The sequence below is a fragment of the Aeromonas sp. Y318-1 genome (genome assembly GCF_027706125.1).
In the GTDB taxonomy this organism is placed as follows: Bacteria; Pseudomonadota; Gammaproteobacteria; order Enterobacterales; family Aeromonadaceae; genus Aeromonas; species Aeromonas hydrophila.
Window position 1 is genome coordinate 230,260 of sequence record NZ_JAPDCM010000009.1, and the last position, 9,572, is coordinate 239,831.

Consider the following 9,572-nt stretch of genomic DNA (forward strand, 5'->3'; position numbering starts at 1 on the left):
TGGTGCGCCCGAGAGGATTCGAACCTCTGACCACCTGGTTCGTAGCCAGGTACTCTATCCAGCTGAGCTACGGGCGCAAATGGCGGAGAAGGGGGGATTCGAACCCCCGATGCGGGTATAAGCCGCATACTCCCTTAGCAGGGGAGCGCCTTCAGCCTCTCGGCCACCTCTCCGTTTGCGGGGCTGATAATACTTCACAGGGATTTTTAGTCAAACACTTTTTTGGAGAAAAAAGCGCGTTCGCTCAGCATTTGGTCAAAGCGTGGAATATTCAAGCAATATCGACACTTATCCCGCTCTTTTGCTCCCTGCTGCACGATTTTCAGCGCCCCGGAAAAACAAAAGGCGACACATGAGGTGTCGCCTTGTCACAGCCATTAACGCCGCTTAGAAGCCGGATTGGCCCGGAACTTTCTCGGCCTGGATGCGCTGGTAGATCTCTTCGCGGTGTACGGAGACCTCTTTCGGTGCGTTCACACCGATACGAACCTGATTGCCTTTCACGCCCAGTACGGTGACAGTCACTTCGTCACCAATCATCAGGGTTTCCCCTACACGACGAGTCAAAATAAGCATTCGCTTGCTCCTGTATCCTGTTTTGTATTTATATCGATATGCGACATTATCTTACAAAGATACCGATATGGTAAATGGTTGAAACTAAATCAATCAGGGATTGTTTCCCAAGGGCTGCTCATGAGGCTCCTGATCCAGCCCAAAAGCGGAGTGCAAGGCACGCACTGCCAGCTCCAGGTACTTCTCGTCAATCACCACGGATATCTTGATTTCAGAGGTGGAAATCAACTGCATGTTGATCCCCTCCTCGCCCAATACCTTGAACATGGTGCGGGCGACGCCAGGATGGTTCCACATCCCGACTCCGACGATGGAAACCTTGGCGATCTCACCGTTGCCCTGCACACAGGCGGCCCCCAGCTCGCTGGCGGTCTCCTCCAGCAGGGCGCGCGCCCGGCGATAGTCATCGCGATTCACCGTGAAGGTGAAGTCGGCGGTCCCATCGCCCAGCGTGTTCTGCACTATCATGTCGACATCAATGTTGGCGTCGCTGATCGGATTCAGGATCTGCGCGGCCACGGTGGGCCTGTCCGGCACACCCAGAATGGTCAGGCTCGCCTCGTTGCGATTGAACGCTATCCCGGATACCAGGGGAGCTTCCATCCTCTCACCTCCATATGTGATTAAGGTTCCCTCTCCATCGACAAAGCTCGACAGCACCCGCAGCGGTACGCGGTACTTGCCCGCGAACTCCACCGAACGGATCTGCAGCACCTTGGCGCCGAGACTGGCCATCTCCAGCATCTCCTCGAAGGTGATGGTATCGAGACGGCGCGCCTTGGGCTCGATGCGCGGATCCGTGGTATAGACCCCATCCACATCGGTAAAGATCTGGCATTCATCGGCCTTGATGGCCGCCGCCACGGCAACCGCCGTGGTGTCAGAGCCACCGCGCCCCAGCGTCGTGATGGCATTGTGCTCGTCACGGCCCTGGAAGCCGGCGATCACTACCACCTTGCCCGCGCCCAGTTCAGCCTGAACCTGCTCGGTGTCGATGTGGGTGATGCGCGCCTTGCCATAGGCGGAATCGGTATGAATGCGAACCTGATCGCCGGTCATTGAGACCGCAGGACAACCACGTTTGTTCAACGCGATCGCCAGCAGCGCTATGGTGACCTGTTCACCGGTGGAGACCAGCACATCCATCTCGCGCCGGTTGGCATCAGGATCCAGCTGCTGGGCCATGCCCAGCAACCGGTTGGTTTCGCCCGACATGGCGGAGACCACCACCACCACGTCATGTCCCTGGGCGCGGGTCTGCTCGACCCGCTCAGCTACCGCCTCGATCCGCTCCAGCGTGCCGACCGAGGTGCCGCCGTACTTCTGTACATAGAGTGCCACAGATCACCTCGCCCGATTACAGGCGCTCTTCCAGCCAGGAGTGTACGGATTGCAGGGCTGCCGGCACCGCCTCGGGCTGGGTACCACCCGCCTGGGCCATGTCGGGACGACCGCCGCCCTTGCCGCCCACCTGCTGGGCGACCAGATTGACCAGCTCACCGGCCTTGACCTTGCCGGTCAGGTCGTTGGTGACGCCCGCGATCAGGTTGACCTTGCCCTCGCCGCTGGTGGCCAGCAGCACGACACCGGACTTCATCTGGTTCTTCAGTTCGTCCAGCATGCCGCGCAGGGATTTCGGATCGGCCCCTTCCAGCGCTGCAACCAGCACCTTCTGACCCTTGATCTCGATGACCTGACCCAGCAGGTCGTTACCGGCCTGGGCGGCCAGCTTGGCCTTGAGCTGCTCCAGCTCGCGCTCCATCATCTTGGCCTTGTCCAGTACCTGACGTACTTTGTCGGCGATGCAGAACTGGTCGCCTTTCACCAGGGCGGCAGCTTCTTCGATCTGCTCGCCGACCTGATGCATGAAGTCGATGGCGGCCTTGCCGGTCACCGCTTCGATACGGCGCACACCGGCGGCGATGCCGCTCTCGGCGATGATCTTGAAGAAGCCGATGTCACCGGTGCGCTTGGCGTGAGTACCGCCGCACAGCTCGGTGGAGTAGTCGCCCATGCGCACCACGCGCACGTCGTCTTCGTATTTCTCGCCAAACAGCGCCATGGCACCGGCCGACTTGGCGGCTTCCAGATCCATCAGCTGGGTGGTGATTTCGTGGTTGGCGCGGATCTGGTTGTTGACCAGCTCCTCGACCCGGCGAATGGTCGCCATGGTCATCCCCTCGAAGTGGGAGAAGTCAAAGCGCATGCGCTCGGCACCCACCAGAGAGCCTTTCTGGGTCACATGCTCACCCAGCGCCTGACGCAGGGCTGCGTGCAGCAGGTGGGTCACGGAGTGGTTCAGAGCGATGGCCTGACGACGCTCGCCATCGACCACGGCTTCGACCTCGGCCCCTTTCTCCAGGGTGCCCAGCTCCATGTAGCCCTTGTGGATGATCGCCTTGCCCGCTTTGACGGTATCGGTCACGGCAAAGATGCCGTCGTCCACTTTCAGGGTACCGCTGTCGCCGATCTGGCCGCCGGACTCGGCGTAGAAGGGGGTCTGCTCCAGCACGATGACAGCTTCGTCACCGGCGATGAGACCGCTCACCTCGTCCACTCCCTTGTAGATGCCGACCACACGGGTGCGCTCGGTCAGGGTCTTGTAACCGGTGAAGGGGGTCTCGAAGTCGAGCTTGAGCATCTCGTTGTAGTTCACGCCGAAGCTGGAAGCCTCCTTGGCGCGAGCACGCTGCTTCTCCATCTCGGCCTTGAAGCCCTCTTCGTCGATGCCGATCTCGCGCTCGCGCACCACGTCGGCAGTCAGGTCGGCCGGGAAGCCGTAAGTGTCATACAGCTTGAACACCACCTCGCCCGGAATGACCTTGGCATCGCCGAGATTAGCCAGCACGTCTTCCAGCAGCAGCAGGCCTCTGTCCAGAGTGCGGACAAACTGCTCCTCTTCGATGCGCAGCACGCGCTCGACCAGCGGCAGCTGGGCGATCAGCTCGGCGGCGACATCCTTCATCTGTGCCGCCAGCTCGGCAGCCAGTTTGTAGAAGAACACCTCGGTGGCACCCAGCTTGCGACCGTGACGCACGGCGCGGCGGATGATGCGACGCAGCACGTAGCCGCGACCTTCGTTGGACGGCATCACGCCATCTGCCACCAGGAAGGCGCAGGAGCGGATGTGGTCGGCGATAACGCGCAGGGACTGGTTGCTCAGATCGGTGGTGCCGACAATCTCGGCCGCTTTCTTGATCAGCGCCTGGAAGATGTCAATTTCGTAGTTGGAGTGCACACCCTGCATGATGGCGGAGATACGCTCCAGACCCATTCCGGTATCCACGGACGGACGGGGCAGCGGCTCCATGGTGCCGTCAGCCTGACGGTTGAACTGCATGAACACCACGTTCCAGATCTCGATGAAACGGTCGCCATCCTCTTCCGGTGAGCCGGGACGGCCGCCCCATATGTGATCGCCGTGGTCGTAGAAGATCTCGGTGCAGGGGCCGCACGGGCCGGTATCGCCCATCGCCCAGAAGTTGTCGGAAGCGTACGGTGCACCCTTGTTGTCACCGATGCGCACGATGCGATCGGCCGGCACACCGACCTCTTTTTCCCAGATGTCGAAAGCTTCATCGTCAGTCGCGTAGACGGTCACCAGCAGGCGCTCTTTCGGCAGTTGCAGCACCTCGGTCAGGAAACCCCATGCAAACTTGATGGCGTCCTGCTTGAAGTAGTCGCCGAAGCTGAAGTTGCCCAGCATTTCGAAGAAGGTGTGGTGACGAGCGGTATAGCCGACGTTTTCCAGATCGTTGTGCTTACCACCGGCACGCACGCAACGCTGAGAAGTCGTCGCGCGATTGTAGGCACGCTTGTCTGCGCCAAGGAACACGTCCTTGAACTGGTTCATACCCGCGTTGGTAAACAACAGGGTCGGGTCGTTATGCGGTACCAGCGAGCTGGAGGAGACAACCTGGTGCCCCTGGGAACGGAAATACTCGAGAAACGCGGTGCGAATCTCTGACGTGGACATATACATGGAAAATCCTGCTTGATTCGAATACGGACTTTTAACCGCATTAATGTAAGTTTTCTGCGGGGTAAAGTAAAACGGACAGGGCCGCCACGGGTGAAAAAGCGCGCATAAATGGGGGCTGGGAGAAAAGGGAGACAAACCGGGGCGTTTTCAGCCATGGTTCTGGCCGATGGCAGCGGAAAATCGGCCTGCTGCCGAGGAGCCTCCCACCGCGTCCGCCACCAGGATGCAAGTTGCTGAATCCACAGACACCCGCGGCAAAGGACATGCAATCATGTCCATGGTGGCGACGGGAAAGACGATACGGACAACCCGAGCAAAAGACATCCTGTGAAATGCAGAACTGCGCCATGACAATCTTGGGTGCTGGGGGCTGGGTGTTGAAGCTAGGTGGCAAGCGCACCACCATCAACCCTGCAGGCCATCAACAGTCTGCGACGGCTTGCAGGAAAGCAGGAAAGCAGGAAAGCAGGAAAGCAGGAAAGCAGGACTAGTGTGGTTACGGCTCACGCTCCTGCAGGGCCGAGATGGCATAACGGGCCTGTTCCTGGGTAAAACCGCGTCCCAGCAGGTATTTGAGCCACTTCATCCGCAGCTTGAAATCGGCAAGGTCGGCCACGTTGGCTCGCCGCTCCAACAGCGCCAGGGCCAGTTCAAACCAGTCCAGCTCCGGTTGCTCGAAAGCGGCGTCAAGCTGGTTGTCATCCAGCCCCTTGCGGCGCAGCTCGAAACGGATCTTGATGGGACCGTGCCCCTTGGCCGCCCCGGCTCTTACCGCCATGGCGCCATAGCGCTCGTCGTTGACCCAGTTATAACCCCGGCAATAATCGACGACCGCCTCGATCACCTCTTCCTGATAGCCCTGCTGGCGCAGCCGTCTGGCCAGCTCGGACTCGGCGCTTTCGCGGCGAGCAAGACTGCGCATGGCAAAGGCGCGGGCCGCCGCCAGTTGCTCTTCAAAGGTAAGTTCGACCGGTTTGTCAGCAGATTCATCAACCATAAATAACAAGGCCGGGTATCTACCCGGCCTTCCTTTGTTCCTTATTCGAACTCTTGTTCGCTTTCGGCATCGAACTCTTCTGCCTCAACCGGTGCAGCCTTGTCATCGACAGGTACGGCACCGGAGAGCAGCAGCTCGCGCAGGCGGGCTTCCACTTCACCAGCCATCGCCTTGTTCTCGGCGAACAGCTTCATGACGTTGGCCTTGCCCTGACCGATCTTCTCACCGTTGTAGCTGTACCAGGCACCGGCCTTGTCGATCAGCTTGTGCTTGACGCCCAGGTCCACCAGCTCACCCTCTTTGGAGATGCCAGCGCCATAGAAAATCTGGAACTCGGCCTGCTTGAAGGGCGGGGCCACCTTGTTCTTGACCACTTTGACGCGTGTCTCGTTACCGACCACTTCGTCACCTTCCTTGATGGCGCCGATACGACGGATATCCAGACGAACGGAAGCGTAGAACTTGAGCGCGTTACCACCCGTGGTGGTCTCCGGGCTGCCGAACATGACACCAATCTTCATCCGGATCTGGTTGATGAAGATGCACAGGCAGTTGGCATTCTTGATATTGGCGGTCAGTTTACGCAGCGCCTGGGACATCAGACGGGCCTGCAGGCCGACGTGGGAATCCCCCATCTCGCCTTCGATTTCCGCTTTCGGGGTCAGGGCTGCCACAGAGTCGACGATGATGACGTCAACGGCGTTGGAGCGCACCAGCATGTCGCAGATTTCCAGCGCCTGTTCACCGGTATCCGGCTGGGAGATCAGCAGGTCGTCGACGTTGACGCCCAGCTTGGCGGCATAGATGGGATCCAGCGCGTGCTCCGCATCGACGAAGGCACAGGTCTTGCCCTTCTTCTGCGCTTCGGCGATCACCTGCAGGGTCAGCGTGGTTTTACCGGAAGATTCCGGGCCATAGATCTCGACGATACGACCGCACGGCAGGCCACCGATGCCCAGCGCCACGTCCAGAGAGAGGGAGCCGGTGGAGATGGCTTCGATATCCATGGTCTTGCTGTCGCCCAGACGCATGATGGAGCCTTTGCCAAACTGCTTTTCGATTTGACCCAGCGCAGCCGCCAGTGCCTTCTGTTTGTTCTGATCCATGCCAATCTCCGCTGGAAATCGTGAGTAAAAATGAAGTTGGGCTAAGTATACTGTCTATTCATACAGTATCAAGCCCAATTTATCTGAGCAGGGCCAACAGACCCGACAAGGCCTGTCTCACCGCCTGCTGGCGCACCTGCCGGCGATCCCCGTCGAAACGGGCCAGCAGGGAATGATGACGGCCAGATCGGTCCGCCCAGGCGAACCAGACGGTGCCGACCGGTTTGCCCGGTGTGGCGCCGCCAGGGCCGGCGATGCCACTGATGGCGACACTGATGGCGGCAGATGAGTGGGCCAGCGCACCGCGGGCCATCTCCAGCACCACGGCTTCGCTCACTGCGCCGTGCTGTTCAAGGCTCTCGCCGCTCACCCCCAGCATCTGCTGCTTGGCTTCGTTGGTGTAGGTGACAAAACCGCGATCGAACCAGCCTGAGCTGCCCGCGATGTCGGTGATGGCAGTCGCCACCCCGCCACCGGTGCAGGATTCGGCGGTCGCAGCCAGCCAACCACGCTGAACGAGGGCTCGGCCCAGCTCGATGGCGAGGTGCTCTATCTCTGCGTCCAGTTTCATCACGGCTCCTGCTGATTCGTTGAAGAGGCACATTATGCGATCCCGTCACTGCCGCCCGCAACCGCCGGGCAGACCCCACCGACATCGATGTGCAGCACCAAGACCCACTCAGCCAGAGACAACCCCGGAACCCGACCTCCCCCGCCGCGCTGCTTATGTGTAGAATGGCGCCATCAAGTTCAAGGCTCATCACCGCAGACACTGGCCCGCAGAGGCCCCTTCTGGAATCGCACATGACCGCACAACACCAAGCTACCGGCACCGCGTCTGGCGCCAATCTCAGCGCCCACACGCCCATGATGCAAGGGTGTTTACATGTTGATTTTAATGTGTTTTTTTGAAATTTATTTGTCTACCTACGCTTTAACCTACGCTATAAACACCCTTCATGATTGAGCCTCTTTTACCAATCCTGCACCCACATCTCCAATGAAGGGCATTGTCCAAACATAACAACCTGTACGCTGCTTAACAGCACACACAAATAAAAACACGACTACATCCTATTCAATAAACTTTCAAACCTACATCACCTCCATGAGTTAGCAGGCTGATGTCTGCATTTCACTATTCCTGGAGGAGATATGGCTCACCTGATTGACACCATGGCCTACACTGGCCAAACCCCTTGGCATGGCCTTGGCAATGTCTTGCCCCCACAGCAATCTCTCGATATCTGGCTGCAAGCAGCCGGGATGAATTGGACCATCGAGCAGAGCGATGTGATGTTTAACGTCGCCTCCGATGCACTACATATCCGCCCCTACAGCGACAGCAAGGTACTTTATCGCTCCGATACCCTTGCCCCTCTGTCAGTGGTCTCAAGCCGCTACAACGTGGTACAGCCTCACGAGGTGCTGCACTTCTATCAAGATCTGGTGGAAGCCGGTGGCTTTGAGTTGGAAACAGCAGGCTCGCTCAAAGGTGGTCGCAAACTGTGGGCACTGGCTAAGACCGGCCAGGATCTAAAACTCAAAGGCAATGACTTGGTAAAGTCCTATCTGCTACTGGCGACCAGTTGCGACGGCACACTCTGCACCACGGCGCAGTTCACCTCTTTGCGGGTGGTTTGCAACAACACCCTGCAGATGGCACTGCGCGGCGCTACTGGTGCCATCAAGGTGCCCCACTCCACTCAGTTCGATGCCGCTGCCGTAAAAGAGTCGCTTGGACTGGGGCTCTCTCATTGGGATGAGTTCAAGACGCAGACCAAGGCGCTGGCACAGCGGCCCGTCGCCCCCGAAGAGGCGCTGCGCTTTTTCAGCGATCTGTTGGCGCAACCGCTCGATGAGGAGAACATCATTCTCACCAAGCCGATACAACGACTGCATGAGCTCTATCAGGGCGCAGCTATGGGCTCAGAGCTTGCCAGTTCCCGCAATACCGCCTGGGGGCTGGTCAATGCGGTCACCGAATACGTGGATCACCACCGCCGTGCTCGCAGCCAAGATCACCGGCTCGATTCCGCCTGGTTTGGTCAGGGCGCCCAACTCAAATCCCAAGCCTTGAATCAAGCTCTCACCCTACTGCAGTAATTCCGTTTCCCCATTCAAACCGCATAACGACCTCACCCGGATTGGCGCAAGCCAATCCGGGCGTAGGCGTTTATGCCGTTAACAAGGAGTCGTCATGAAAGCAAAAACCAAATACGGCCAAGCCCTGCGGCTGGCCTCCACGACCCAGTTAACCCGCGAGCAGTGGCTCGCTATCCGCAAACTCGGCATTGGCTCCTCCGATGCCGCCGTGGCAGTGGGGCTCTCCCCCTACAAATGCCCGCTCAGCCTGTGGCTGGAGAAAACCGGCCGCAAGGAACCGGAAGATATTTCCCACAAGGAAGCGGTGCTGTGGGGCATTGAGCTGGAACCGGTGCTGGCGCAGGTCTACGCCAAACGCACCGGCTATAAGGTGCGCCGGGTCAATGCGGTACTGCAGCACCCCGAGCAACCCTTCATGCTCGCCAACCTCGACCGGGAGGTAATCGGCCATCCCGATGGGCCGGGCATTCTGGAGATCAAGACCGCCAGCTATCACAGCGCCCCACAGTGGGAGGAAGGGGTGCCGGTGGCTTACCAGTGTCAGGTGCTGCATCAACTGGCCGTCACCGGCCATGCCTGGGCCGAAGTGGCAGTGCTCATCGGCGGCCAGGATTTCCGGATTTACCGCATCGAGCGCGATGAGGAGAAGATCCAGGATCTCACCGAGCGGGAAGCACAGTTCTGGCAAATGGTGCAACAAGACCAACAGCCTGAGCCTGATGGATCCAGTGATGCCGCCAATGCCCTGAGCTGGCTGTTTCCGCGTGACGATGGCCAGACGGTGGATCTCTCCGATTCCCCCGAG

General features: G+C 59.2%; 8 protein-coding genes and 2 tRNA genes. 2 read left to right on the forward strand and 8 right to left on the reverse strand.

The window, feature by feature from the left end:
- From OKB87_RS15375 to pncC, 8 genes are all read right to left on the reverse strand, one after another.
- Positions 1 to 77, reverse strand: a tRNA-Arg gene (locus OKB87_RS15375).
- 3 nt (positions 78 to 80) lie between these two features.
- Positions 81 to 173: transfer RNA gene (locus OKB87_RS15380), tRNA-Ser, on the reverse strand.
- A 214-nt stretch (positions 174 to 387) separates the two neighbouring features.
- Positions 388 to 576, reverse strand: a complete 189-nt coding sequence (csrA, locus tag OKB87_RS15385; RefSeq protein WP_005305164.1) for a carbon storage regulator CsrA — start codon at positions 574 to 576, stop codon at positions 388 to 390.
- Positions 577 to 669: 93 nt separating this feature from the next.
- Positions 670 to 1,917 (reverse strand): aspartate kinase, encoded by a 1,248-nt coding sequence (locus OKB87_RS15390; protein WP_011707428.1) that lies wholly within the window; start codon positions 1,915 to 1,917, stop codon positions 670 to 672.
- A 16-nt stretch (positions 1,918 to 1,933) separates the two neighbouring features.
- Positions 1,934 to 4,558, reverse strand: coding sequence for an alanine--tRNA ligase (gene alaS / locus OKB87_RS15395; RefSeq protein WP_024945613.1), 2,625 nt, complete (start codon positions 4,556 to 4,558; stop codon positions 1,934 to 1,936).
- 496 nt (positions 4,559 to 5,054) lie between these two features.
- Positions 5,055 to 5,555: a regulatory protein RecX gene (locus OKB87_RS15400; RefSeq protein WP_270827914.1), complete on the reverse strand. Its 501-nt coding sequence runs from the start codon at positions 5,553 to 5,555 to the stop codon at positions 5,055 to 5,057.
- Positions 5,556 to 5,596: 41 nt separating this feature from the next.
- Positions 5,597 to 6,661, reverse strand: a complete 1,065-nt coding sequence (gene recA / locus OKB87_RS15405) for a recombinase RecA (protein ID WP_011707431.1) — start codon at positions 6,659 to 6,661, stop codon at positions 5,597 to 5,599.
- A gap of 79 nt (positions 6,662 to 6,740) precedes the next feature.
- A complete protein-coding gene (pncC, locus tag OKB87_RS15410) occupies positions 6,741 to 7,232 on the reverse strand; it encodes a nicotinamide-nucleotide amidase (RefSeq protein WP_011707432.1) in 492 nt (163 codons plus the stop codon).
- A 584-nt stretch (positions 7,233 to 7,816) separates the two neighbouring features.
- Here pncC and OKB87_RS15415 point away from each other — a divergent pair.
- Both OKB87_RS15415 and OKB87_RS15420 read left to right on the forward strand, forming a co-directional pair.
- On the forward strand, positions 7,817 to 8,767 hold the full coding sequence (locus OKB87_RS15415; RefSeq protein ID WP_236381736.1) for a DUF932 domain-containing protein: 951 nt from the start codon (positions 7,817 to 7,819) through the stop codon (positions 8,765 to 8,767).
- Positions 8,768 to 8,861: 94 nt separating this feature from the next.
- Positions 8,862 to 9,572, forward strand: a 711-nt coding sequence (locus tag OKB87_RS15420) for a YqaJ viral recombinase family nuclease (RefSeq protein ID WP_270827916.1), incomplete at its 3' end; no start/stop codon positions are given.

Coding starts and splice junctions, on each gene's coding strand:
- csrA (WP_005305164.1), bottom strand. CDS start 576: ATGCTTATTTTGACTCGTCGTGTAGGGGAAACCCTGATGATTGGTGAC.
- alaS (WP_024945613.1), bottom strand. CDS start 4,558: ATGTATATGTCCACGTCAGAGATTCGCACCGCGTTTCTCGAGTATTTC.
- OKB87_RS15400 (WP_270827914.1), bottom strand. CDS start 5,555: ATGGTTGATGAATCTGCTGACAAACCGGTCGAACTTACCTTTGAAGAG.
- recA (WP_011707431.1), bottom strand. CDS start 6,661: ATGGATCAGAACAAACAGAAGGCACTGGCGGCTGCGCTGGGTCAAATC.
- pncC (WP_011707432.1), bottom strand. CDS start 7,232: ATGAAACTGGACGCAGAGATAGAGCACCTCGCCATCGAGCTGGGCCGA.
- OKB87_RS15415 (WP_236381736.1), top strand. CDS start 7,817: ATGGCTCACCTGATTGACACCATGGCCTACACTGGCCAAACCCCTTGG.